Source organism: Paenibacillus sp. S150 (assembly GCF_019352175.1).
Lineage (GTDB): Bacteria > Bacillota > Bacilli > Paenibacillales > Paenibacillaceae > Paenibacillus_AQ.
Genome location: NZ_JACBYI010000009.1, coordinates 165878 through 191827, shown reverse-complemented (window position 1 = coordinate 191827; position 25950 = coordinate 165878). Strand labels below are relative to the sequence as shown.

Below are 25950 nucleotides of genomic sequence, written 5' to 3'. Positions count from 1 at the left end.
TACGTGTTACTCACCCGTCCGCCGCTAAGCAGGAATGGAAGCAAGCTTCCATTCCTGCTCCGCTCGACTTGCATGTATTAGGCACGCCGCCAGCGTTCGTCCTGAGCCAGGATCAAACTCTCCAAATTGGTTTTAGAAAGAGCGATTGCTCATTTTGAAACATCTGACGAGAATTTGCATTCTCTTGATGAATTCCCAAGCGTCCAAGACGCTATGAAACCCACCGGTTTTGGAATCACCGAAGTGAATTCCGATACTCACTCGTTGTTCAGTTTTCAAAGATCAAGCTCGTTGTCGGCGCCGATTATCTCGTCACCAGCAACTTTTATAATATATCATTTTCAGCCTATTAATGCAAGCTCTTTTTTCGATTTCCATTCGAGCTTTGTTTTGATCTGTCATGGACAGAAAATGAATATAACATGTTCAACTATTCATTGCAAGCATTGATTTCTTATTTCTATTATTCCTCTTTTCAGCATGTAGGTTCCGTGAATATTGTCCGATTCTCCATCGTCGCTTGTGAAACCGGCTCTCCTGTAACAGTTGTACCGGAGTGAGGCTGCTGCCGGAATTGCAACCGGTTTGCGTGCAACGGGGTGATTGGATTTATCCGGCTTGTTTGCTTCGGAATGATTCAGGACCTGCCGGGTGAAACGGTGGAAAATCCTTTTTTCATTCTTAGGTTTTGGTATAATGAGGGATATGAATTGGTCGGGTCCTCAATTCCCACCTCTCGAACGCGAACCTGCATTATTTGACTCGCCAGTTGGATGGCAAGCATCCGAAACCACCAAACAAGCGAAGTTCAGCCCTGTAATGATCGGCAAACGTTCTAAAGCCCCAGATAAATTACAGCGCAAGCAGTTAAAGGCTGTTGAACTATCGTCAAGCGCTTAAGATCACTCCCGGACCACTTACAAAATCAACATATAAAGGCTGGTGAGAATGCTGGAATTGCCGCAGCTTGAATATTTCCAATGTGTAGCCCGCACGGAGCATATGACACGGGCAGCTGAGCTGTTATCTGTCTCCCAATCCGCGCTAAGCCGCTCTATCGCCCGGATGGAAGCAGAGCTTGGCGTTCCTTTATTTGAACGGCAGGGCCGGACTATCAGGCTTAACCGTTATGGAGAGCTGTTCTTAAAGCGGGTCAACCGTATCCTGAAGGAATATGAAACAGGGAAGCTTGAAATACAAAATATGGTTGAAGAGGACGCCGGGGAAGTCAACCTGGGCTTTCTTCATACTATGGGCTCACGGCTTATTCCCGATCTTATCAGCACTTACCGGGTTCACGTCCCGAATATCCGGTTTCAGCTTCATCAGAACCATAATACCTCTCTTTTACAGCAGCTCATTCAGGGTTCGCTGGATCTCTGTCTGCTTTCTTCCTTTGAGAACATGCCCATCCCCCTGCAATGGGTCGAATTATGGAGCGAGGAGCTATTCGTGGCTGCACGAAACGATCATCCGCTGTCGGGCCGGGAATCCATTGAGCTGAAGGAAATTGCCACTGAACCAATGATCACTTTTAAACCGGGCTATGGCCTGCGCAGTATCACTGACCGTTTGTGTATGGAAGCCGGCTTCATACCTGATGTTCCTTTTGAAGGGGAAGAGGTTCCTACCGTGGCCGGTCTGGTGGCTGCCGGTTTAGGGGTAAGCCTTATCCCGGATGTCCCGGGACTGGACAGCAGTCTGGTCAAGCTGCGCGTAAGCATGCCGGAATGCCGCCGGATTATCGGGGTGGCCTGGGTCAATGAACGCTATATGGCCCCTGCGGCCCGGCGCTTTTTAGAATATATTATTAAAAACTTTCAGAACGGGCAGGAGCCCGCTTCGGCAGTACGGCAGTCAACAGCAGCAAAGCTGCCATACCCAGGAGAATAAGACAGGATATCATGCCCACAATTCCTCCCCAGGCATACCTGCTCCAGAACAGTCCCCCCGCTGAACCGCCAATACTAGAACCTCCATAATAAAATAAGAGATACAGGGAGGAAGCTTGCGCTTTGCCTGCGTTTGCCCTGATCCCTACCCAGGAGCTCGCCGTTGAGTGGCTGCCAAAAAAACCGAAGGTGAATACCGCCACACCGATGATCACCATCACTAAATGGCCCGACAACGTGATCAAGGCCCCCAGCAGCATTAGGGCGATGTTTATCCATAAGGCCAGTTCAAGTCCGATCCGGCTGCTCATATAGCCCATCCATGAGGAACTGAACGTTCCGACCAGGTATAGAATAAAAATCCCTCCAACCAGTGTTTGGGACAGATTAAAAGGGGCCTCAATCAAACGGAAGCCCAGGTAATTATAAAGCGTGACGAAGCTCCCCATTAAAATTGCCGCCAGCACAAAGAGCAGCACCAGGGTAGCGTCCCTGAACTGGACAGCAAATAGCTGAAGGACTGGTTTCAGGCCAACCCGCCGGGGCTTGAAATGCCGTGAAGGCGGCAGGCTGCGCCAAAAATAGAGGCTGGCAAGCAGGCTGGCCAGCGCAATGCTGATGATCCCCCATCTCCAGGAAAACAAATCGGTTATCCAGCTGACGGCAAGCCGTCCGAACAGCCCCCCTACCGTATTCCCGCTAATGTATAACCCTAAAGCAAGCCGCAGGCCTGCGGCTTCCGTTTCTTCGGACAGATAAGCCATGGCTACAGCAGGAATACCGGCAAGCACTACCCCCTGTACCGCACGAATGACCATCAAGCTCGTAAAATCGGGAGCGAAAGCCGCGCACAGACAGCACATTGAAGAAAGGATCAACGAGAAGCCCATAAATGGCTTCCTTCCGACACGGTCGGACAAAAAGCTCGCCACCGGCAAGGAGACGGCAAGCATAATTGTACTGATGGACAAGGACAGGCTGACAGCCGCAGGAGAGAGATGAAACTCCTTGGTGAACACCGGGAATAGCGGCTGCACACTGTAGAGAATGGCAAATGTGGCCAGCCCTGCAGCGAACAAGGCCAGATTACTGCGGCGATACTCTATGCTTCCACGTTCCAGATAACCTTCATTTATGTTCAATTGCTTCAGATCCTTCCGGTCATTATATCTACCTGACTAATCATAAGCCCGAAAGCTTTATGTGTATAATGCATTTTGAGCAATATATTAATGCGTCATGGTAATCAAAATAACCCCACAAAGTGGGGCCTTGGCTTCGATGATGACTCAGGTACTTTGCGGCGACCCCAAAACATATAAATTCTTATCTTTCAAGCAGAAACGGCTGCGCCGTCCTTGACCGGGCAGCGCAGCTGTTTGCATTTCAGGTGTAAGGCTGGCTGCTGAAGCCAGGCGGGAAGCCAAGTGGAAAAGGTCACTTCATATTCCCCAGCCGCTTTTTCGCAAGTGTTAGTGGAAAAAGGATACCCTAATCGTTCCGTTTCTTCCCCTTACAGAGGAAACGCCTAAATTAAGATGAACTTGAAACATTCATCCAAAGGGCAGCCACTTTAGTGGTAAAAAGTACAACTAAGGTAGCTCATCCGGATACTGGATCATCCCTAGTGGGAAAAAGTACAACTAATCCGGCTGAAATCAGCCATTTGGAGGGAGTGGGCCTCTATTAAGTGTACAAAATCCCACTAAAGCCCGGTAAATCCAGAATTCCAGCCCATTAGTGTTACTTTTTCCACTTCGCTTCCGTTCCCTATGAATCTCCTCCTTGCGTTCCATCCGCTTGTTCAGGTTCTCCGGGTCATTTCATATACATTAAGTTTCTTTATTGTGTTTTTTAAAGGTTACAGAACCGCCTTCTGCTTAAACAGCGGAGCAGACGGACCCGCGGAACAGCGGCAGCGGTCGCCTGGGTCTCCGGATTTTCACCGCTAAGGGGAATGAAATAAATCTGGAGAGCACAGCGCCCGGACAACGGTCCGTTCGCGGAACGTCCACTCCAAAAGCCTACGTATCTCCTGCGCAAGCAGAAACGGCTTCGCCGTCCTTATAAGGGATGGTATCCGTTCCAGCGAGAAAGATACGGCTAATTTATAGCGTGAAATATATAAATTATCTTTCAAATAACCCCACAAAGCGGAGCCTTGGCTTCGATGATGACTCAGGTACTTTGCGGGGACCCCAAAACATATACATTCTTATCTTTCAAGAAAGACGCCTATCGGTGTCCTATATTTAGAATGCTGCCATTTCAGTGGGGGGGAGAGAAGAATCATTTCGCGCTGATTCCCTCGTCCAGCCGGATTCGGGCGAATTCAAAGGTACTTCTGCCTCTGATTTCACCGCCCAGCCAGCTTCTAGGAGAATCAAAGGTACTTCTGCCTTTGATTCCACCGCCCAGCCGGATTCAGGCGAATTCAAAGGCATTTCTGCCTTTGATTCCACCGCCCAGCCGGCTTCGGGCGAATTCAAAGGCACTTCTGCCTCTGATTCCACCGCCCAGCCGGCTTCGGGCGAATTCAAAGGCACTTCTGCCTCTGATTCCACCGCCCAGCCAGCTTCTAGGAGAATCAAAGGTACTTCTGCCTTTGATTCCACCGCCCAGCCGGATTCGGGCGAATTCAAAGGCACTTCTGCCTTTGATTCCCTCTGCCTGCCCGCTGCGGCCAACGCAATCGCGCAGTTTGCTTGGCCGAAGTCCCGATCTTACAGCGCAGCCGTGAAATAACGGATAAGCTTCGCTTCCCCAAAAATATGTAAATTCTTATCTTTCAAGTGGAAACGGCTTCGCCGTCCTTATAAGGACGGTATCCGTTTCAGCGAGAAAGATAAGGCTAATTTATAGCGTGAAACATATAAACCTGAATTTCGAAAGTGAATTGAACAAATCCAGATCGGACAAGGGATAACCCTCTTTTTCCTTCACCCATTGGGTGCAAGCTGTTTTTAGCAAGAAATCCCTTTGTGTAGAGCTTTTTAGATGATTTGTGGATACTTACTTTCGAAATTCGGGGATAAATTATCTTTTAAAAAACAGGGCAGTATCCTCAATAAATGAGGAACTGTCCTGTTTAAGGTTAGATCTATAGATTTAAGGCTGCAGATGAATGCCTACCGTGACAATCTCGCAAGGTCCAAGCTCCAACAGCTGCCGGGCATCTCGCGAATCCGGCAGCGGAGAGGTACGCTCTTCCAGAATGCCTGTTTTGTACAAATATTCATGAGGAAGCCCCGGCTGTACATCAAGCTGCGTCTGAGAACCGCTCATGTTATACCAGCGCAGCAGGAGGTCGCCGGTGATTTCGTTCATTTTCATGGAAGAGAATGCGGCTTCAGCGCCCTTCCAAGCCAAAGGCGTATATCCTGAAGCAAGCGTACCGGTATGGACGCCTGTCTGGAAGACGGTCCAAGGTGCCTGGAATTGGTAAGCCCCGGCATATGCGCCTGAAGCGACGCCGTCTCCGGCATGCGGAATGAGCATTAGCTGAGCGGTATGCTCACCAAGACATTGCGCTTCCGGTGTCGGGAACCAGCCCCAATCGCCCAGCTCCCCTACGCTGCGAAGCAGCGTGACGGCAATGGTGTTGCGTCCGTCCCGCAGCACTTCATATTCGTTCAGTCCGAGATTGGCGACAGTCATACCGGCCTCTGTGCCGCTGACATCCACAAACGCCTGCTGATGCTGGGTATTGCTCGGATTCTGCCATTCCGCTGCGGGTTCGTTATCCCGCTTGGCAATTTCAAACATGGAATCGGCATAATGCACAGAGGTCTGAATATCTGTCGGGAACAGCATCCGGACACGGTGGTCCTTAGCGGCATTGTTAATCGCAGATTCAATGTGCACTCCCTTACCTCCGCGTTCCAGCGAGAGGACCGTGCGAAGCTCCAGAGTCACGGTGTCACTGCTGCGCTGCGCCTTGCGTTCCGGGTAGTATACCAGCGCAAGCTGCTCTTTTTTCAAAGCGGCATCTGCGGAAGCAGGAATCTCCCAAGCATGCTTAATCTCGACGGAAGCCCGGTATGGAGTATCCTCAAGCACAGTAATTGCAGCCTTCAGGCCTTTGGTGGTCAAAGGAATCCCGCCATCCGGCTGTCTGTACATATACTCGTTCCCTATGTCTCCGGTATTCTCATAGATGCCCAGATCACGGTATACAGCTCCTGTCACCTTGTGCTGCAGGCTGAAAGAACCGTCTCCGCCGATTTCAACGCGGATAGCCGGGTTCTCCAGCACGTGCTCTCCGTTGAAAAGAGAGGACTCCGCCGGAGCTGCTCCCTGCTGTGCCGCCCAGGCGTAGGCCCGCAGTCCAAGCGCAGGAACATCTTCCGCCTCGAAGGTGAGCTTGACTCTGCGGCACATGAACGGCTGGCGGAACTTGTCGTCCGGCAGATCATAGCCAAATTCCAGGCCCAGATCCTCCATGGTGAAGGCCAGCGCCTTGCCGCTGTCGTCCAGCAATACCCGGCCGGAAATATCGAATTCCCGCATTCTGCGGGCGGTTTCCTCCAGGCCGTAGCCTTCACGCAGATATAAGCGGGCGGCATCCAGTTCGATACTGACAGTGCCCGTACGGCTCCAGCCTGTAGTGTTCATTGCCACAAAAGGAACAGCTTGTGCATCTTCGGCGGACCCGCCAAAAATGGAAGTATCCACAGACTCAGCGATAAACCTGGCGCTGTCTTCGATGATGCTCTCCGCCACATGCCGGCTTTTATCAAAACGGGTCACCATCTCGCGGTGCACCTCGTCTACGCTGCAGCCGCAGATGCTGTCATGCGGATGGTTCTGCATCAGCGTCTTCCAGGCGTAAGTGAACAGATGATGCGGATAGTCTTTGCCGGCGAGTCCCGCGATGGAAGCCAGAGGCTCGGCTACTTTTTCCAGCAGGGTCTGGCCCTTCTGGTTCATCTGCTTCAAATACACCCGTGCCGACGCGGTATTGACCAGCGTGCCCCAGCCGTCGGTCCGCTGGCTGCGCAGCTCGCCTGTAACGGAGGACAGCTCACGTTCACCTTGCTCCAGCTCGGCATTCAGCGCGTCCAGATAATCCGGGAAGTTGGAGTGAATGAACTCCACTTCCGGGTACAAGGCCTGCGCCGTGGCAATCGCCTCCGGCAAATCCAGCTGCAGCGGCTGATGGTCACAGCCATTCATGAACAGCAGCTCCCCTGTGGAGGCGTATTTCTCGGCATCCGCCAATTTACGGTCCCAGAATTCACGCGCAGCGGCTTCGTCCACCGGAACTTCATTCCCGTTGGAATACCAGTTGGCAAAGAGAATGCCGAGGATTCGCGAGCCGTCCGGCCCTTCCCAGATCAGCTCGGAGAAGGAAGACTCGTAGCCGCCGTCCGATACGGTATTGTTGAAGCCTGTCGGTTTAACACCTCTGCCGAAGAAGGCATTCTTGATGCCGGACTGGAGCATGAGCTGCGGCGTCTGGCCGACAAGACCGAAGGTATCGGGGAAATAGCCGATTTTGGAGGGCTCCCCGTATTTCAGGGCATCCTGATGGCCAATCTGCATATTGCGCACATTGGCCTCGCCGCTCGTCAGGAAAGCATCCTGGAGAATGTACCAGGGCCCAATCAGAATCCGGCCATCACGGATATGCCGCTCCAGCCGTTCTTTGTTCTCCGGCCGGACCTGCAGATAATCCTCCAGAATAATCGTCTGTCCATCCAGATAAAAACTGCGGAAGGCCGTGCTGCTGTCCAATTTATCGAGTAGCGCATCCACCAGCTGCACCAGACGGACATGATGCTTCTCGTAGGGCAAGTACCATTCGCGGTCCCAGTGGGTGTGGGAAACGATATGCGCGGTCTTTTGGTTAGTCATGAACCCCATCTCTCCCCTTAATTCTTGCTTAATGTATTGTAATTGCGGACTCTTCCGGTCTATATACGTTTGTCAGCTGTCCTTGCTTGTCTGCCGCAAACAGCACAGAACGTTCCTTCTCAAGCCGGAAGCTGTAGCTTAGTCCAGTCTCAGGATCTCTAACTTCAATGTCAGCGTCCCAGGCATATTCGGATACGAATATATAAAGTGCTCCTTCGGCAAAATCCAGCTTGCGCCCGTAGACCCCCGGCAGTTCCCCGCCGCTGATCCACTCCAGCCCTGCAGAAATCCCGGAACGCTCCACCGCATAGCGGTACAGCTCCACAATCGGCTCGTCGCGTTCATTCAGCTCCAGCGGAAGCGGACACCAGATGAGGCGCCCATTGCCGAGCGGAAGATCGGTTACGGCATCTCCAGCCTGCACAGGGCTGTTAGAGCCAGAAGCGCCTTCCAGCTGAACTTCCTTGACCAGCTCCGCAATCCGGCGCTGTCCGTAGGAAACGGCAAAGGTTCTGCCGCCCAGCTTCATCCGCTCCTCGCGCCGCACGTTGCTTAGCACACGTGCGCCAAGCAGTCCCGTGAGACGCTCCGAAGGCTGCCAGTACGAATTAAGTCCCAGCGCTCCGGTCACTGCCAGCACCGCTCCGGTACGTTCCACGAATGCAATAAGCTGCTCCACCGCGCTGTCATCCAGATTGTGCGCACTGGGCAGCAGAATCAGCTTCGGCGGCTGGGCCTCCAGCGCCTCCAGGCCGTATTCCGAGACAGCCCGGAACGGCAGACGCAGCTGGTAAGACAGAACGCGGGTCAGCCGGGTTGTGGCATCATAAGCGAGCTTGCGGTTGGAGAAGTCATTGGAATACGGGAAAACAACGGCGATATCCTCAGGCTTCCGCCCCGCAAACAAATCCCCGGCTCCGGCAATGAAACGCCCAAAATCGTAAGAGACATCCGCCTCGGGCTTCTCTGTCCCATCCGCACGCAGCGCACCGATCTGCGATTCATTGGCATTATCCATATAAAAGTTGGTGTTCCAGATCCATTGGACCGCACCTGCTCCTCCTGCCGCAAACGCATAGGCATACTTGCGTTCCAGGATGGAGCGCAGCTCTTCTTCCGTTCTTTTGGCGCGTCCGTCCGGGGTCTCGACATACATAATTCCGGTTTCCTGAATCAGGTTGGGCTTGTTCTCTGTTTTGGCAAAGATCCCGCTCCACAGCAGATTGTCATTCAGCCACCAGGTATGCACGGTCGTGTAGTCTACGGCCTGTTCGTAAAAGAACGGCGAGGGTCTTTGCGCACCGAGCGCTTCGTCTTGGCCTACGGTCACGAGATGCGCGGGGTTCAGCTCTTTGATTGCCCCGTACAGCTCACGTGCCCAGACGTTATGCATTTCCATCGAAAACAGGCAGTAATCCAGCCAGCGCGTTCCGCGTTTGCCGGAATGGATGTCCTGGATGCTGAAGTTGATCTCCGCTTGTTCCGGGGGCCGCGCCGAAGCGAAATCAGGCAGCTCCAGCGGTGTCATATTCCAGCGCTCCTGCAGGATCGCAATGCTGCCGTGACGCTGCTCCAGCCACGCAGAGAACGCCTGCTGCTCGTATACATCCCGCGCCGAGCTCGGTCCGTCCGAGAATATGCGCGGCGGATCAAACATGGACGGCTCGTTGATCAGATCCCAGTCCACATGCGTGGTGTGAACATGCCGGGATACAATGGAGCGGATAAACCGCTTCTGCGCCTCTACGCTGCGCGGGTCCAGATAAGGATTGGTGCCCTCCCAGGTCTCCGGTGTGAAGGAGAAGAAGGTAAAGGTCACTTGAAGCCCATGCTTCCCCGCCGTCAGCAGAAAAGCATCAATTGCCCGCATTACTTCTTCGGACGCATGTCCATCCACCTGCATGATATTGCGGTAGGCTGTCCAGATGCCGGTGCGGATCCAGTTGATCCCCGCCTTCTTCATCTGGGCCATATCCCGGTCCCATACAGCGGCATTCGGCAGGAACAGGAATTTCCGCGCCACATCCGAGGTCATGTAGGTCATGCCTACAACCGGCAGCGGACGTCCGTTCTTCTGAAAGTAATCCCGTCCGGCAGTCACAGGCCCGCCCTCCGAGAGCAGCGCGGCATCAAGGCCCCAGAAGCCCTGGCGCAGCACACGCTGCTCGCCGTCTTCCGCTTCGGCGCGGCAGACCAGGGTATACAGCCCCGGCTCAAGCTCTACGGGAATCGGCAGGCGGAGAAAATTCATGCCGCTGCCGACGGCAATGTCACAGCTGTGCTCGTAACAGGCGGAAGCCGCTCCGTCCTTCTGCAGGCTGAAGCCCAGCCTCCAGGTCTGGCCTCCAGGTCCGGGCAGGGTGTAGCCCAGACGCTGGCTTTGCAGGCTGATTACAGGCCGCTCCCCCTGCTCATAGGAGGCGTAATTGGGCTTCAGCCACAGCTCGGTGACGCCTTTGGCGGCAAAGGCCGCGCAGGCCGCAAGCAGTTCCCGGCCTGCATCGCCGCAGGCCGCGGGTGTAAGGCGCTGGCCGATGAAGATCCAGCGCCCTCCGGCGAAGGGACCGCCGACATGCTCCCACAGCACAGCGGGAGCCGACACCTCGCGTCCTTCGGCCGAGATGCCCTTCAGCAGCGGATAGATCCGGGTATCCATGGGGCCGCTTGCGCCCATTTGCTCCGGCAGATCGCTGCTCTTGGTCACATGGGGCACCAGATTCCAGGTGCCCGAAGGAACCAGCAGCTCTTCGCGGCCTGCGAAGAGCGGGATCTCCGCAAGCGCGGCATGCACCTCTACCCGGCTGCCGTCTACGCGCAGCGCTTCGTGGATGTGCAGCTGGCGGTGGTAGGCGGTCTGCTCGGCTTCCGCCAGCCAGCGGCCCTGCTCCTCACGCACCGGGTGCTTGAACGGTGCGCCGCCGATGCTCAGCAGCCCGCCGCCGCGACTGAGGTAGGCGAGGATGGAGCCCCAGGCTTCCTTGGGGAAGTAGGGGGCATGCAGATTGATGAAGCAGGCACCGGGCCGGGCGGCATCCAGCGCAGCTGCGAGCTGGCCCGCAGTGACGGTGCGGACAGAATGGGCGGATTGAACGCCAGAGACAGGCCGGGCGGTGCTCGCATGATTGGCGGCTTGGGCGTTACGGGCGGCATGCTGTAATCCGCCATCCCGCTCCGCCTGGTCACGGACCAGTCCGGCAGCGTCAGTGCAGCCCGGGAACTGCGGATCAGCGAACAGAATCACTTCGCCCGCAATCACAGCTGTCCATCCTTCATCATCCGGTACACCAGCTGGGAGAACAGGCTGTTCGACCAGGCGAACCAGCTGCGGGTGAATACGGACGGGTCATCGGCATGGAAGCCTTCGTGCATAAAGCCGGTGTCCGCGTCCGTACTCTCCAGCAGAGCAACCAGCTCCAGCTTTTCCTGGGCGGACTGTGCGGTAATTCCCTGCATGGACAGGGCCATATGCCAGATATAATCCTTCGGGGTATGCGGACTGCCGATGCCTTTGGCCGCTGTTCCTTCATAATAAAAAGGATTCTCCTTGCTCAGGGCAAAACGTCTGGTGTTCTGATAGACCGGATCATCCGCCGTGGTATATCCGAGATACGGGATGGAGATCAGGCCGGGGGTTCCGGCATCGTCCATCAGGCAGTAATTGCCGAAGCCGTCTGTCTCATAGGCATAGACAGGCCCGAATTCAGGGTGACGGTAGATTCCGTACAGCCTGATGCCGTAATCCACTTCGAATTCCAGTTCTTTCAGCTCAGCCAGCAGGTCCATGTCACGGAATACCCACTCCGCAAATTCCTGCATCTGGCGCAGGGCGACAACGGCAAACATATTGCCGGGAATGTTGTAGTGGAAATCACAGGCGTCATCGCTGGAGCGGAAGCCGGACCAGATCATACCCGTGTAGTTGACCGGCATACCGAGTCCGTTGTTGCGCAGGGAGTCCTCCGGAATGCCGTTGTTGCGGGTGAAGCGGTAAGGCGATTGCTCGAAGTGGCGCTGTTCTCTTTTGAACAGGTCAATAATGGTCCGCAGGGCAGACTTGAATTCGGCATCGAAGAAATCGGTAAGCCCGGTCTCCTTCCAGTAGGTATACGCCAGACGCACAACGAAGCACAGCGAGTCGATCTCAAACTTGCGCTCCCACACCCACGGGGACATCTCGGTAACGTCCGTGGTGTTCCAGTGCCAGTCATTGGCCGTTTCGTTAAAAGCGTTGGCATACGGATCGATGTGAATGTATTTAATATGCCGTTTGATCAGACCGCCGATGACGCGCTGCAGATCCGGGTCGTTCTGGGCCAGGGGCACGTAATGAATGACCTGCTCCACCGAATCGCGCAGCCAGGAAGCCGGGATGTCGCCGGTGATCACAAAGGTGGTGCCGTCATCCAGCAGCTTCGTAGTCGTCTCCAGCGTATTGGGAAAACAGTTCTTGAACAGCTGCAGCAGCTTCGGACGGTGGGCCAGCTTCTCTTCGGCTTCCGCCAAAACCTCCTGTACAGCTTGAGGCAAAGCCAGCTTGGGCATCGGGATTTTGGGTAATCTGAATTGTTCCAAGGAAGGTACACTCCTTATGTTCATGTAGTAGAATTGTCATCTGTAAGCCTTGCAAAAACGGGAATACGGGCAGACAAACAATATATGAATTTCTGCCCAGGCTATGGTTCCAGCTGAACCTCAGCGCAAAGTGGAAAAAATCCCGCTAATTATCGCCGGCGGCCCCTGTAAAAATGAATAGCGGGAAAAAGCAAACCTAATCAGTATAGGTGACAAAATCCCGCTAATTGCCGATGCAAGGCGGATTTCGGGCTGAATAGGTGGAGAAATTAAATTCCAACTATATAAGATGAACTTGCAACAATAATAAAAAGGGCAGCCAGCCTTAGTGGGAAAAAAGAACACTAAGGTAGCGCATTCGGATTCCGGATCATTCTTAGCGGGAAAAAGTACAACTAATTCGGCTGAAATCAGCCGTATGGGGTGAACGGGCCTCCATGAAGTGTACAAAATCCCACTAAAACCCGTTAAACCCAGAATTCCAGCCCATTAGTGTTACTTTTTCCACTTCGCTTCCATTTCTAATAAAACTCCTTACGTTCCAACAGCTTGTTCAGGTTCTCCGGTTTAACTCATATAGATACTTATTGGCAATGTATGCGCGGCTGACGGGCAACCAATAACTGCGCATGGCAATCTATAGCGGCTTACTATCTATAGCGACTTACTATCTACGGAGCACTATTGAAAAATCAGTCTGCTTAGCTTAGCAGTTCCGGCTTCTTCCCGCTCATCGGCGCCTGTTGTTGTTGGCCGGTTTACCGAATGTAAATGGTTTTGATCTCAAAAGGAGCGAAGCCCAGCTCGAATTCGCCTTCGTGATGGGCTACAGGCGCAAGCTCCTGCTCCAGAGCGTTGGAGAGGCAAATTTCGCTGACAGGCTGCTTCCAGCCCAGCTTCACGGTTTCGCGCCCGCCGGCGGATTCATAGAGACGCAGAATCCAGCCTTGTCCATCCTCGGACGGCTTCACGGTATCCAGCACAACATGCTGCCCATCGAAGCCGATAAAAGCTCCAGTGGACGGCAGCTGTCCAGTCTTCCCGGCAGCGGCGATTGCGGGTACTTCATGGTTAAGCTCGGCTGCCTTGCGCAGCGTGTGCGCACTCCGCCAATCCCCGGTGTGGGGATAGAGTGAATAAGTGAAGTCATGCGCACCCAGGTCCGCAGTGGCATCGGGCCACTTCGGCGCACGCAGCAGCGACAGGCGGATGGTGCTGCCTTGAACGTCATAGCCGTACTTGCAGTCATTCAGCAGACTGACGCCATAGCCATGCTCGGACACATCGGCAAAACGGTGGCCGCATACCTCATACTGCGCCTGCTCCCAGCTGGTGTTGCGGTGGGTCGGGCGCTCCAGTGCGCCAAAGGGAATCTCATAGGTCGCTTTGTCTGCAACCACATCAACCGGGAAGCCGACCTTCAGCAGCTTATGGGCTTCATTCCAGTCCACATGTGTATTGAAGTCGATTCTACGATCATTGAAATACAGAATCAAATCCTGGGTAATCACAGAACGGCCCAGCTTCCAGCGGAATCTCAGCACATCCCGGACCTTGCCCGAGTGAAGCACGTATTTCTCCACCAATTCCGCTTCACCGGCGGGCTGGGCTTCATAACGATTGTCGATATCCCAGGCGTCCCAGAGCGTCGGACGGTCATGAAAAAAATGAAACCGGTTGGCGCGTCCGCCCGGCTGCACGATCTCGCGGCCGGCTGCTTTATCGAAGAGGCTGATGATTTCGCCTCTTTCATTGAAGGCAAGGCGGTAGTGCGGCGTGTCCCAGCTGTCGCCCAGTACCGCGTGCGCCGCCAATGGAGCAGCCTGCGAGGCTGAAGCAGCTCCGGCGGCTTGCGTTGCAGCTGTCCCGGAATCTCCGGCGGCTTCCACAGGCACGCTTCTCAACCAGATCGTCTTATAGCCAAGGCCCGGGATCTGCGGAATATGAATGCAGGCCGACAGCTGGTCCGCAGCCGCGGAGCCGGAAATGATGTCCAGCGAAAGGGAATGGCCGGCTTCATCATAGGCAGCCCATGTTGTATTTGTCCGTTCCGTATTTTCCGTTGTAATTGTTCCTTCTATACCGGCATCTGCCAATGGGATTACGGCTACAGCATCGCGTACCCAGCCCAGGCTGTTGAACAGCACATAAGGCCTGCCTCCGCCTGCCGTCGTCACTTGAGCCGCCAGGACTTCAAGCCCCGGCTGCAGCGCTGCCTGACCCAGGGCGAACACCTCGCGGTATTCCTTCTCCGAGGTCACATAGGCTTCGGTGATGGCCGAGCCGGGAATAATGTCATGGAACTGGTTCAGCAGGACCAGCTTCCAGCCTTGATGCAGCTGCTCTGCGATGCTGCCCAGCAGCTCCGGCTTCATTGAAGGGGCTGCCAGTGTCTGCCACAGCTCCGCCTCGCGGTACAGGATTTCCGCCTTGCGGTTGTTCCGCTTATTGCGGCCATGGGTAGTATAAGTGCCCCGGTGCAGCTCCAGATAGAGATCGCCGCGCCATTCCGGGAGCTTCGGCTGCCGCTCTTCAATACCGGCGAAGAATTCTGCCGCATTGCTGAAGGTACTGGCGGGCTGGCCGACCATCAGGTCCGCCCTGCGGATATATTCCAGCATTTCGCGGGTTACCCCTCCGCCGCCGTCGCCATGCCCGTAGAGCAGCATTTGCTCATTGTGTGTTTTCTTTTCACGGAAGGATTGCCAGTGGTCGTGTACATCCTTGGGCAGAGTATTCTCATTCACCCCATGGTTGAGATAGGACAGCATGGCGGTGCCGTCAATGCCGACCCAATGGAACAGATCGTAAGGGAACACATTGGTGTCATTCCAGCCGAGCTTCGTGGTCATGAAATAGCGCACGCCGCCATGCCGCATAATCTGCGGAAGCGATGCGCAGTAGCCGAAGGTATCCGGCAGCCATTCAATATCGGAGGTCTTGCCGAATTCCTCCAGGTAGAACCGCTGGCCGTAGAGCATCTGGCGCATCAGCGATTCTCCGCTCGGAATATTCAGATCCGGCTCCACCCACATGCCGCCGACAAGCTCCCAGCGTCCTTCGCGGATTCTCTCTTTGACCCTGGCGAACAGCACCGGATCGTTCTGCTTGAGATATTCGAACAGCTGCGGCTGGCTCTGGGCAAATTGATATTCCGGGTATTCTTCCATCAGTGCATTCACGGTCGAGAAGGTCCGGCTGGTCTTCCGCACGGTCTCGCGGACAGGCCACAGCCAGGCAATATCGATATGCGACTGGCCGACCATATGGATGGTGCCTTCCGCATTTGCGCCAATGGCGTTGATATCTGCCCGCAGTTTTTCTTCAAGCCCTGTAACCGGGCTGCCCTCACGAAGAGCGGCCTCCGGCAGATTCAAATATTCATCCATCACCCGGTACAAGGCTTCCAGCATCCGCGTGCGGCGCATATCCTCTTCCGGCAGCAGGATGGCCGAATCGCGGACAATGAGAGCCGTATACATCAGGCTCTGTACCGGCACATTGACCCGCACCAGCCAGGTGCGGATAGACCGGATCGGCGGCTGGATGACCGCCTGCTGATTGAGCGGGTCCACCGGCTCCGGGATCGGATCAAACAATTCAATTTCCAGCTCCAGCGGTCTTCCGTCCGGGGTGGCTTCAAGTGTGACAAAGGTGTGGTTCCGGTCGAGGCCCTGGCGAGATTCTCCGTTCACCCGCAGCAATCCCTCGCCTCCCGATTCAAAAATCAGACCCGCACGCTGCTCTGCCCACTCCCCGGGAATGTCCAGCGCACGGCGGAAAAAGTAAGTGGTTCCCTGTACACTCGGAAACAGGCTGAAATCCCCGCCTTCCGTATAAGGCCGAACGCCGTCATATTGACCCGGCACGGTATAGACCGATGCCTGAATATCCCAGCCCTCCAGCGTGTGCTGCTCCAGCCACTGCCGCTCGGACAGCTCGCGGATAAATCTTCTAATCCGTTCCATGCGCACCCTCCTTTACCTCAAGCGCGGCTTCCCGCACATCATTCACATGACTGCCTACCAGCACCTTGAATGCTCCCGGCTCTACGACAGGCCGGTAGTCCGGACCAATATATTGCAGCTGCTCCGCGCCGACCTCAAATTCTACGGTTTGCGCTTCGCCCGGAGACAGCGTAATCTTGCGGAAGCCCTTCAGTTCCTTGGCAGGTCTTGATACCTTGCTGGCAACATCGGAGATATAGAGCTGAACGACCTCGGCTCCTTCACGTTCTCCGGTGTTTGTTACTGTGATGCTTACCGTCGCCGTTTCTCCGGCAGCAATCGCCTGCGGCTCGACTATAAGATCGGCATAACTGAAGCTCGTATAGCCCAGTCCGAACCCGAACGGGTAGCGGGGCTGTGAATCTGCTTCTAGGTATCTTTTGCCGCGTGAACGCTTGCCGTTGTAATACACCGGAAGCTGTCCGGCATCCTTCGGCCAGGAGATGGTCAGCCTGCCTGAAGGATTGACATCCCCGAACAGGATATCGGCCACGGCATGACCGCCCTCCTGCCCCGGATACCAGGCCTCCAGAATGGCGTCGGCATGCTCTTCAATCCAAGGCTCGCTCACCGGACGGCCATTGATATAGACCACAATCAACGGCTTGCCCAGCTTGTGAAGCTCCTTGAACAGTTCCAGCTGCACACCCGAAAGCGCCAGTGAAATCCGGTCAATCCCTTCGCCGCAGTCCATATCGCTCCAGGAATGCTCCGTGACCTGTGACGCTCCGGTCTTCAGGTCAATCGTGCCTTCACCGAAATCACGGGCGCTTGAGCCGCCGAGCGCCAGCACCACGGTGTCGGCCTGTACAGCACAGGCCAGTGCAGCCTCAAAGCCTTCGCGGTCATCGCCTTTGATCCGGCAGCCCGGTGCGTACAGCACCCGCTCCGGCCCAAGCTTGCCGCGTATACCGTCCAGCACGGTTACGATGCTGGAACGCTGCTGCGGCGAGGTGTAGTCGCCCAATTGATTGTAAGGCGCATCGGCGTTCGGGCCGATAACGGCCACCTTGCCGGAGCCGCCGCTGTCTTTGCCGCCCGGGCCGACGCAGGCATCCCTGCTGCCTGTGCCGCTGATGCCTGCGGAGCCGGCGCCTGTGCCCTCGTTGCCTGTCCTGCCGCTGTTGCCGCCCGCGCCGGCGTTCAGCGGCAGCGTGCCGCCTTCATTCTTGAGCAGAATGATGCTCTCCGCTGCCAGCTTCCGGGCAAGCTCCCGGTGCCTGCTGCTTCCGATAAATTTCTCTGCCGCCTCCGGATCGGCGTACGGCTGCTCGAACAGGCCAAGCTTGAATTTCAGTTCCAGCACCCGCTGGACGGCGCGGTCCAGAACCTCCACCGCCAGCTTGCCTGTATGGACGGCATTCACGAGATGCTCCCCGAACATCGCGCCGGACATCTCCATATCGATGCCGGCAGTGATGGCCTGCACGGACGCATCCAGTCCGTCCTCTGCCACATCATGCCCGGCAGCCAGCATTTCGATGGCGCCGCAATCGGTAATTACGAGGCCCTCAAAGCCCCAGGCCCCGCGGAGAATATCCTCCATAAGCGCGGTATTCGCCGTGCAGGGGACGCCGTCGATTTCATTGTAGGCGGGCATAATGGACACTGCGCCCGCCCCGACCGCCTTCTTGAACGGCAGCAGATCGACTTCCAGCAATTCGCGCCAGCCCATATGCACCGGGCCGGCATTGCGGCCGCCCTCGGAGCTGCCGTAGCCGACAAAATGCTTCAGGGTAGCGCCGACGCTCTCCCGGCTGCTCAGCGATTCCCCCTGAAGCCCCTCGACGGAGGCAACGGCCAGCTCGCTGATCAAATAAGCGTCCTCGCCGAAGCACTCCTCGGTGCGGCCCCAGCGGGGGTCGCGCACCACATCAAGCACCGGCGAGTAGGTTACCGTTCCGCCCTGGCTGCGGGTCTCCAGCGCCACCGCCCGGCACATTTCCCGGTACAGGTCCACATTCCACGAGCTGCCCAGCGACAGCGGAACCGGAAATACCGTCGCCCCAATCGCCATATGCCCGTGCGAGCACTCTTCCCCGATCAGGATCGGGATGCCGAGGCGTGAGTTCCCGATGGCATAGCGCTGAATGGCATTCACCGCTTCCGCGCCCTGCCTCGGAGACAGACCGCTTGCCAGTGTCACGCCTGTCCACGGATCGGCGCGAAGCATTCCGTACAGCGAACCGACGCCCGCCTCCGCCACCCGGCGTTTAAAGTCTTCCGTAAGCGTAATCTCTCCATCTGTATGTTCATAGGCCTGCCAGCCGAAGGGCTGAACCAGCTGAGCGGCCTTTTCTTCCAAGGTCATCAGTCCCAGCAAATGCTCCGCCCGTTCTTTGGCCGGCTTGCCTGGGTCTTTATATGTCATACTCTCCACTCCTTCTTATGCTGACGGTCTTATTCCTTCACCGCTCCTACCGTAAGCCCCTGGATGAAATAACGCTGGAAGAAGGGATAGGCAAAAATAATCGGCCCGGTCGCCAGCACCACCATCGCCATCCGCGAGGTATCCTGCGGCATGGAGCGGAGCGCCTCCAGGCTGAGCGAGCTGTTGGTTGAGTTCTGCATAATAAATTGCATGCTGGTCTCGATCCGCATCAGCATCGACTGCAGCGGAACCAGGTTCGGATCATCGATATATAGCAGTGCGTTGAACCAGTCGTTCCAGTAGCCCAGGGTACTGAACAGGGCAATGGTAGCCAGACCGGGCAACGAGAGCGGCAGCACCAGTGTAAGGAAGATGCGGAATTCGCCCGCGCCGTCGATTTTACCGGATTCAATAATGGCATCGGGAACGCTGGTGCTGTAGAACGTCCGCAGGATCATAATGTAAAAGGCGTTGACAGCCAGCGGCATCACCAGCGCCCAGATCGTATCCTTCAGGCCAAGGAACTGCGTGACAATGATGTAGGTTGGAACGAGCCCGCCGTTGAAAAGCATGGTGAAGAAGGCAAAGAAAGCAAAGAAATTGCGGTATCTGAAGCTTTTACGGGAAATGGCATAGGAATAAAACGAAATAAACAGCAGGCTGATCAGTGTGCCCAGCACCGTCACGAGGATGGTTACCCCGTAGGACCGCAGCAGCATGTCACCTGACTGAAACACATATTGGTATGCACCCAGGCTCCATTTGGCCGGGAACAGACTGTAGCCGTCTCTGGCCAGCGCCCCTTCATCCGTGAAGGAAATGATCACTACAAATATAAAAGGAAATACGCACAGGAATGCAAAAATACCTGCAAACAGATTAAAAAGCACGTTCCAGGTTTTGGAGAGCTTATGGAAATCACGTTCTTTTTTAACTAAAGTGGACATCTGGTTCACTCCCTTCGCAGACTAGAATAAGGCGCTGTCCTTGTTGAATTTGCGCACGATATAGTTCGAGCTGATGACAAGCACGAAGCCGACAACGGACTGATAAAGACCCGCCGCAGTACTCATGCCGATCTCGCCTGTAGATTTGAGGCCTTGGTAGACATAGGTATCGATAACGTTCGTAACACTGTACAGCGTCCCGGAATTGCGGGGCACCTGGTAGAACAAGCCGAAGTCGGCATAGAAGATTTTCCCGATCGCAAGCAGTGTCATAATGGTGATGATGGGGCTCAGCAGCGGCAGCGTAATATTCTTGATCTGCTGGAATTTGCCTGCGCCGTCAATCATCGCCGCTTCATAGAGCGATTTGTCGATACCCATGATAGCCGCCAGGTAGACTACGCTGTTATAGCCGAGCGCCTTCCACAAATATACCAGCACGAGAATGACCGGCCAATATTTTTTCTCGGAGTACCAGTTGATCCGTTCTGCCCCAAAATAGCTCAGAATCTGGTTCAGCACACCGCTCTCGGAGCTGAGAAAGCTGAAGGCAAAATAGCCGACAACAACCCAGGACAGAAAGTACGGCAGAAACATGCCTGTCTGATAGACCTTGGCCAGCTTCTTGTTGGCAATCTCGGACAGCACAATCGCCATGACTACGGACAGCACCAGGCCCAGCAAAATGAAGACTGCATTGTATAAAAGCGTATTGCGTGTAATGATGTAGGCATCGTTCGTGGTGAACAGAAATTTGAAGTTGTCCCAGCCTACCCACTTGCTGTTAACAATGCTGGCCCAGAAGCCCTCCCGGCTGTAGCGGTATTCTTTAAATGCGATAACTGTTCCTACCATTGGCAAATAGGAGAAAAAGAGGAACCACAGCGCACCCGGTAGGACCATGAGCAGCATAACCTTGTCTTTGATGATATTTCGGATGAATCCGCCAATCATTTTCACGTTGAGCCCTCCTGAACTGTAAAGAAAAGACCGGGCAAGAGGCTTGGCACCCGCCCGATCTTCCTTAAAGAATGAATTATTTGTTGTTCGCGGCTTTCCATTCGTCGATTTGTGCCTGTGCTTCTGCGATGATTTTGTCGAGTCCGGCAGCCTTGAATTTCTCAATCGCTTTTGGCAGATATTCGTCAGGATCTACGGTTCCCGTCATCAGCGGAGCCCAGAATTCTTCCTTCACGTTCTGCACAGCGGCGATTTCATTCGTCACCTTGGAGGTATCAAAGTTGAAGCCGAGCAGCGGAGCATTGACGCCCGCTTCGTTAAAGGCTTTGAACTGCTCCCATTTGTCCGCAGGGTCGCCCTCGTTCAAATAATTGATCATGATGTTGCCCAGAGCGAAGGATGGCATATCATAGTTCTGTGCTTCCGGCAGATTCTTGATGGTGGTGTCATTGACCTTCTCATAGTGCACACCTTCAATACCCGAGTCGACCAGATTGCGCAGATACGGATCAGTGTTCAGCAGGTTCAGGAATTCCATAGCTTTCTCAGGATGCTCGGAGTTCGCGGAAATGGCCTGCATGGAACCCATAACGGACCAGTTGTAGATGTAGGCTTCTCCGGCTGGGCTGGATACTACAGGATAGCCGTAGCTCGCTGACCACAGGTTGTCGGCCATTGGCTGTGTAGTGGCACGGTCCATGAACCATTTGCCGGCTTTGTACAGGTCATCCACCGAAGAGGTTGTGGCTACTTCTGATGATACATAACCTGCCTTGTAATATTTGTGTACGGTTTCAAGACTGGATTTAAGCTCTGGAGTTTCCAGAATGTTGACAATTTTATAGTCTGTAGTGTCCAAATATACGGCCATCGGCATTTTTTCAATGATATAGTCGAAAGGCATTACCGGCATGTGGTCCTTGACCATTGCATACGGTGTGATACCCGGTTCGTTTTCTTTGATGGTTTTGAGCAAAGGCTCAATGCTTTCCAAAGTTGTTGCGCTGGTGATGTCCAGATTGTACTTGTCCACCAGCTCTTTGTTGAAGCGCCATACTTCCTGTGCCGGAAGCTCTTTGTTGGCAGGAATCGCATAGTTGTGCCCGTCTACCTTGGAGCCTTCCAGGAAGGCCGGATCGATGGCAGCCTTGAGGTCTTTACCGTATTCGTCAATCAGGCTGTCGATTTCCAGGAATGCGCCTTTGCGGGCATTCTGTACATAATCCAGGGCCCACGAGCAGGTGAACATGATATCCATGGGTTCGCCTGAGGCAACCTTAACCTGCATTTTTTGCGAGTAGTCACCGTAGTCGATCATGTTGATTTTCAGGGTTGCATTGATTTTCTCTTTGGTGTATTTGTTGATTTCATCCACGACCAGGTCCAGGTCCTTCTGCGGCGCACCGATGGTGTACCAGATCAGCTCTACCGGTTTCTCCGAAGTGCTTCCCGATCCGGAAGCCGAATCATTGGTCCCGGCATTGTTCGAACCGCCGCATGCGCTAAGCAGTACCGAGAATGCCATCAGCGATGTCAGTAACAGGGAAAACCGTTTGTTTTTCTTGCTCATTCTTTGTAACCTCCCCTTTTTTTCACCTTGAAGCCGCAGGAGCCTCTGAAGAGCTTGTTTAGCCTGTGTCCTTTCAAGGATTATCTTAACTTTAGTTGATGAAAGCATTCTCAGACAGAAGCTAAACTAAATAAATCATGTAGAAAATAAAGAAAAGAACTTGCCCGGCAGACAGTCGTTACACAAGTCCTTTGTATTCGGTGGGGGAAATTCCCACATATTTTTTGAATTGCTTGTAGAAATATCCGGTCTCCCAATAGCCGACATTCCTGGCGATTTCGTGGACCTTGCTTGAGGTTGTGCGCAGCTGTTCCTTAGCTTTCTCAATTCGGTACCGGTTGATGTATTCGGTGAAGGTATCCCCCACCTCTTTGCTGAACAGCTGCCCCAGATACACCGGATGGATGTTGAATTGTGCGCCAAGCGTTTTCAGTGAAATATCCTCGGCGTAGGATTCATGGATGAAATTAAGCACCTGCTGGACGACCGGACTCTTCACATCGCGGACCAGCAGGTCAACCGTAAGCGAGGCAGCTTCCTTGAGGATATGAATCCATTCCAGAATCGAGCTTGTCTCGCGGAGTCTGCGGAAGCCTTCCTGGTACAGCTCCGGCTCTTCGCAATGTCTGATTTCCTTCAATTGCATCTTGAAACGGATCATCCATTCCATGGAGAAATCCTGAAGAATATCCGGAGTCACGCCTTCCATATGCCGCAGCTGCTCGAACCGTTCGTCAATCCGCTGCAGCAGCGCTTCCTTGTCCTTGGCCAGAATCAGCTTCTGCACCTGCTCCCAGTTCGTTGTGACCTCCCGCCCGTCCGCTTCACTGCGGCTTTCAATCTCCTCATAGCGGATAACCGTCCGTTCCGGAAACAGCATGAAATACTCCTGGGCTTTCTTCGCCTCTGCATAGCTCTGCGCCGCACCGCCTTCTGTCTCAACGACTGAGCCCACCGAGAGGCGGAGCGGCTGAAAAGAGGACAATTGCCTGGACAGCCGCTCATGGCAGCGCTCTACCTCTTCCTTCCCGCGCTGGTATTCACTTAAGCCATGCAGCAGCACGGCATCTCCTTCCATATCCTGAAAAAGAATCACAGAGCTGCTGCCGCCAAGCGCAGCTGCCACTGCCTTCAGAAATTCCCCGCTGCCGGCCTCCCTGCCGGGCCGCAGCAATGCCGCCAGCAGCAGCGGCTTGTCCAGCTGGATGCCCAGCAGCTCCGCGCGTTCACGGAATTCATTCGGTCCAATCTGTTCCCGCAGCCAGCGGTGCATCACATTGTCTCTCAATATGGAAATGCTGTGCGCGTTCAATTTCTCTTCGGCTTTGCTCATATTCAGCTTCTCTACTGCATTGCTCAGCGTAGCCCTGAATTCCTCCAGATTAATCGGCTTCAGCAGATAATTCTCAATTCCCAGCGCCATGCCCTCCTTGAGGTAGCCAAATTCGTCATACCCGCTGAGGATTATGACCTTAAGCCCTGGCTGAACTCTGCGGACAGCGCGGATCAGATCCAGGCCATTCATCAGCGGCATGGAAATGTCCGTAATCAGAATATCCGCACGGAGTGAGGTCAGCGCCTGCAGAGCCTCCTGCCCGTTCTCCGCACGGCCGACAATCTCCATTCCCATTCCGGCCCAATCGACGATGTCATAGAGACCTTCAATAATAAATGGCTCATCGTCCACGATGAATACCTTATACATAGGTTGGCTCCTCCTCTCCCAGGTCAGGAAAACTCACAGTGACCGTGGTTCCGTTGCCTTCTTCGCTCTCCACCTTAATACCGTGCGGCTCCCCGTACAGCAGCTTCATCCGCTCGTGAATGCTCCGCAGGCCGAAGGACTGCGTGGAGCTGTCCGTGTGCTGCAGATCATCCTGGATCTGCACAAGCCGCTCATGCTTGATGCCCCGGCCATTATCGGTAACCACGGCGCGCAGAATCCCGCCTTCCTTGGCCAGCTGAATTGAGATACGGTTATCGCTGCGGTCCGTCCGCATGCCGTGCAGGATATAATTCTCCACGATGGGCTGCAGCGACATTTTCAGGACAATCCGACCTTCCAGCTCCTTGGGGCAGTAGAGATCATAGGAGAATTTGTCCTTGTACCGGATGCGGAACAGCTCCAGATACAGCCGGCAGGCTTCCAGCTCATCCTTCATCGTATGCTTCGCCTTGGGATGAACATAGCTTTTGAACAGGACGGACAGGCTGTAGATCATCTCGCCCACATCCGCCGCTCCCTGGGAAATCGCCCGCATGCGGATGACTTCCAGGGTATTATATAAAAAATGCGGATTAACCCTTGCCTCCAGCGCCGAAATCTCGCTGTGCTTCTGCTTAATCTCCGCCTTAAATACCCTGTCGATATAACGGTTAAGCTCGTCCAGCATATCATTGAAGCTTTTGGAAATCTGGCCCAGCTCGTCTTCCTTGACGTCCGCAATCCGGGCTTCAAGATCCCCGTTCTTCACTTTGCGGGTGAAGCGGATAATATTATGCGCCCGGGTGGCGAAATTGCTGATGAACAGAGAGGGCGTTATTACCGCGAACAGGATACAGACGAGACAGATGGTTATAATCATGTTGCGCAGACCGCTGTAGGTGGCCGCAAGCTCCTTCTCCGGAACCGCACTGAGCACGGTAAAGCCCCCCTGGCTGTTCGTCAGCTTCGTAATCACCATACCGTCCACTTCTTCACCATCCGCATAAATCGCTTCAATCTGCTCTGGATGAGGATACTTCTTGCCGTAAAAAGTTCCCGAGCTGTCAAAAAGCACATCATTGTCAGCCGAGAGCACAATAATATCCCCTTTGAAATCATCCTTGTAATCGCCCATGCTCTCCCAGACACGTTCCGCATTATAGAATACCAGCAGCTGTCCGATGTTGCGCAGCGACTGCTTGTCATTAATAGGCACACGGATGGAGAACATAGGGGAATCCTCAAGGGATATGGTGCGGCTGACCCAAATATTCGGAATCGCCACACTGCTGGCTTCTTCCAAATACAGTGCGTCCGGAACAAGCGACCGTGCAGCATTGGTGGAGATAATATTGAAGTTCTCCCGTTCATTGAATACAAACAGCTGCTGTCTGGCCGAGCTGTAGAGCAGCAGCCTGCGGATATCCGTATCATCCTCCATCCGGTTCCGGAAGAACTGTACGCTGTCCGCAGTCGTGCTGCTCTCGTTAAAATAACGGTCAAGCCTGTAGGTTACATAATCCTGATAAGGATGCTCCAGCAGATAGGAAGTATTCGCCGTCAATTCACTGTCCCGGTAAACATCGCGCATCATCGTCTGCACAGCGTCATATTTTTGCTGCATATAATTGTTCACGCTCTCAACAGTCCTTTTCTGAATCTCCAGCTGCCGCTGCACTACGGATTGCGACATCAGGAGGAACATCAGATAGGAGAACGTAATCGTCGTAACCACAGCTATAATGGAGAAGATCAGGATGATCTTCATAAACAGATTATTTTTAAAATGCTTTTTGTACCATTTCCCCGGAAGCATGATGTACGTATCCCCCCTACCCCTGCAGCCTGGTGAATTGTGAATTCACACTTCAGCCTTATATTTTAACCGGATTGTCAAATTATATCACGCCGCGGAAACAACTGTTGCCGTTTTTGTATGGGCGGACAGTCATCTTTTCTATTTCAACAATAAGGTAAGGTTAGAGGTGCAAACAGGGTAGAAAGTAAAGGTTTACTGTACAAATTAAATATGGCCGTTTTCCGCACACCCTCATATGGATCTTCCTTGGC

The 25950-nt window shown here is 54.3% G+C and carries 13 protein-coding genes and 1 rRNA gene; 2 read left to right on the top strand and 12 right to left on the bottom strand.

Going from position 1 to position 25950, the window contains the following annotated elements:
* Nucleotides 1-128, bottom strand: a 16S ribosomal RNA gene (locus HYD27_RS11845); the annotation flags it as partial.
* Nucleotides 129-951: 823 nt separating this feature from the next.
* Between HYD27_RS11845 and HYD27_RS11840 the strand changes: the two genes are divergently transcribed.
* Nucleotides 952-1893 carry a LysR family transcriptional regulator gene (locus HYD27_RS11840; RefSeq protein WP_219215278.1) on the top strand — a complete coding sequence of 314 codons (942 nt, stop codon included), beginning with the start codon at nucleotides 952-954 and terminating at the stop codon, nucleotides 1891-1893.
* Here the strand turns inward: HYD27_RS11840 and HYD27_RS11835 are convergent.
* The gene (locus HYD27_RS11835; RefSeq protein ID WP_220101595.1) at nucleotides 1811-3034 is read right to left on the bottom strand and encodes an MFS transporter; all 1224 of its coding nucleotides are present in this window, start codon (nucleotides 3032-3034) and stop codon (nucleotides 1811-1813) included. The genes HYD27_RS11840 and HYD27_RS11835 overlap by 83 nt on opposite strands.
* A 1129-nt stretch (nucleotides 3035-4163) precedes the next feature.
* On the opposite strand from HYD27_RS11835, the gene HYD27_RS11830 reads away from it, so the two are divergent.
* Nucleotides 4164-4637, top strand: a complete 474-nt coding sequence (locus HYD27_RS11830) for a hypothetical protein (protein WP_219215248.1) — start codon at nucleotides 4164-4166, stop codon at nucleotides 4635-4637.
* Between the two features lie 363 nt (nucleotides 4638-5000).
* On the opposite strand, the gene HYD27_RS11825 is transcribed toward HYD27_RS11830, so the two are convergent.
* The 10 genes from HYD27_RS11825 to HYD27_RS11780 all read right to left on the bottom strand — a co-directional run bounded on the left by HYD27_RS11825 (nucleotide 5001) and on the right by HYD27_RS11780 (nucleotide 25696).
* Nucleotides 5001-7748, bottom strand: a complete 2748-nt coding sequence (locus HYD27_RS11825; RefSeq protein WP_219215247.1) for an alpha-mannosidase — start codon at nucleotides 7746-7748, stop codon at nucleotides 5001-5003.
* 28 nt (nucleotides 7749-7776) lie between these two features.
* Nucleotides 7777-11001 carry a beta-galactosidase gene (locus HYD27_RS11820; RefSeq protein WP_375373910.1) on the bottom strand — a complete coding sequence of 1075 codons (3225 nt, stop codon included), beginning with the start codon at nucleotides 10999-11001 and terminating at the stop codon, nucleotides 7777-7779.
* Nucleotides 11001-12320, bottom strand: a complete 1320-nt coding sequence (locus HYD27_RS11815) for a glycoside hydrolase family 125 protein (protein ID WP_219215245.1) — start codon at nucleotides 12318-12320, stop codon at nucleotides 11001-11003. Before HYD27_RS11815 ends, HYD27_RS11820 begins: the two co-directional genes overlap by 1 nt.
* Nucleotides 12321-13078: 758 nt before the next feature.
* Nucleotides 13079-16288 carry an alpha-mannosidase gene (locus tag HYD27_RS11810; protein WP_219215243.1) on the bottom strand — a complete coding sequence of 1070 codons (3210 nt, stop codon included), beginning with the start codon at nucleotides 16286-16288 and terminating at the stop codon, nucleotides 13079-13081.
* Nucleotides 16275-18698, bottom strand: a complete 2424-nt coding sequence (locus HYD27_RS11805) for a glycoside hydrolase family 3 N-terminal domain-containing protein (RefSeq protein WP_219215242.1) — start codon at nucleotides 18696-18698, stop codon at nucleotides 16275-16277. Before HYD27_RS11805 ends, HYD27_RS11810 begins: the two co-directional genes overlap by 14 nt.
* 29 nt (nucleotides 18699-18727) lie before the next feature.
* Complete coding sequence (locus HYD27_RS11800; protein WP_219215239.1) at nucleotides 18728-19645, bottom strand: carbohydrate ABC transporter permease; 918 nt, start codon at nucleotides 19643-19645, stop codon at nucleotides 18728-18730.
* Nucleotides 19646-19666: 21 nt separating this feature from the next.
* On the bottom strand, nucleotides 19667-20599 hold the full coding sequence (locus HYD27_RS11795; RefSeq protein ID WP_220101600.1) for an ABC transporter permease: 933 nt from the start codon (nucleotides 20597-20599) through the stop codon (nucleotides 19667-19669).
* Nucleotides 20600-20681: 82 nt separating this feature from the next.
* Nucleotides 20682-22175, bottom strand: a complete 1494-nt coding sequence (locus HYD27_RS11790; protein WP_219215237.1) for an ABC transporter substrate-binding protein — start codon at nucleotides 22173-22175, stop codon at nucleotides 20682-20684.
* Nucleotides 22176-22353: 178 nt separating this feature from the next.
* Nucleotides 22354-23880 carry a response regulator transcription factor gene (locus HYD27_RS11785; RefSeq protein WP_219215234.1) on the bottom strand — a complete coding sequence of 509 codons (1527 nt, stop codon included), beginning with the start codon at nucleotides 23878-23880 and terminating at the stop codon, nucleotides 22354-22356.
* The gene (locus HYD27_RS11780; protein WP_219215231.1) at nucleotides 23873-25696 is read right to left on the bottom strand and encodes a sensor histidine kinase; all 1824 of its coding nucleotides are present in this window, start codon (nucleotides 25694-25696) and stop codon (nucleotides 23873-23875) included. The genes HYD27_RS11785 and HYD27_RS11780 overlap by 8 nt, the downstream gene beginning before the upstream one ends.
* Between the last annotated feature and the right edge of the window lie 254 nt (nucleotides 25697-25950).

Excerpts from the sequence above, each read along its gene's own strand:
- HYD27_RS11825 (WP_219215247.1), bottom strand. The coding sequence starts at position 7,748 with ATGACTAACCAAAAGACCGCGCATATCGTTTCCCACACCCACTGGGAC.
- HYD27_RS11810 (WP_219215243.1), bottom strand. The coding sequence starts at position 16,288 with ATGGAACGGATTAGAAGATTTATCCGCGAGCTGTCCGAGCGGCAGTGG.
- HYD27_RS11805 (WP_219215242.1), bottom strand. The coding sequence starts at position 18,698 with ATGACATATAAAGACCCAGGCAAGCCGGCCAAAGAACGGGCGGAGCAT.
- HYD27_RS11800 (WP_219215239.1), bottom strand. The coding sequence starts at position 19,645 with ATGTCCACTTTAGTTAAAAAAGAACGTGATTTCCATAAGCTCTCCAAA.
- HYD27_RS11795 (WP_220101600.1), bottom strand. The coding sequence starts at position 20,599 with ATGATTGGCGGATTCATCCGAAATATCATCAAAGACAAGGTTATGCTG.
- HYD27_RS11790 (WP_219215237.1), bottom strand. The coding sequence starts at position 22,175 with ATGAGCAAGAAAAACAAACGGTTTTCCCTGTTACTGACATCGCTGATG.
- HYD27_RS11785 (WP_219215234.1), bottom strand. The coding sequence starts at position 23,880 with ATGTATAAGGTATTCATCGTGGACGATGAGCCATTTATTATTGAAGGT.
- HYD27_RS11780 (WP_219215231.1), bottom strand. The coding sequence starts at position 25,696 with ATGCTTCCGGGGAAATGGTACAAAAAGCATTTTAAAAATAATCTGTTT.